The sequence below is a fragment of the Paraburkholderia ribeironis genome (assembly GCF_900019265.1).
GTDB lineage: Bacteria > Pseudomonadota > Gammaproteobacteria > Burkholderiales > Burkholderiaceae > Paraburkholderia > Paraburkholderia ribeironis.
This window is the reverse complement of record NZ_CYGX02000157.1, coordinates 1-239: the sequence shown is the minus strand read 5'-3', so window position 1 is coordinate 239 and position 239 is coordinate 1. Positions and strand designations below refer to the sequence as shown.

1 protein-coding gene is annotated in these 239 nt (G+C 63.2%); it reads left to right on the top strand.

Annotated features, from left to right (window positions below):
- A partial coding sequence (locus BN2475_RS32660; RefSeq protein ID WP_143326046.1) for a DDE-type integrase/transposase/recombinase occupies positions 1-239 on the top strand: 239 nt, incomplete at both ends.

Genomic DNA, 239 nt, shown 5'->3' with positions numbered 1-239 from the left:
GGCGCGACAAGGCAGCCGCCAAACGGTTCTTCAGGCACGTGCTTCGATCTTGCCCCGTGCCGCGCAGGATCGTCACTGACCAGTTGCGTAGCTACCCGGCAGCCAAGGCCGAGATCCCCGAACTGGCGAACGTCAAACATGTGTTCGTCAAGGCTGCGGCACGGGTGAACAACCGGGCAGAGAATAGCCATCAGCCTACGCGTGAACGTGAGCGGCGCATGCGCGGATTTCGCGACCCG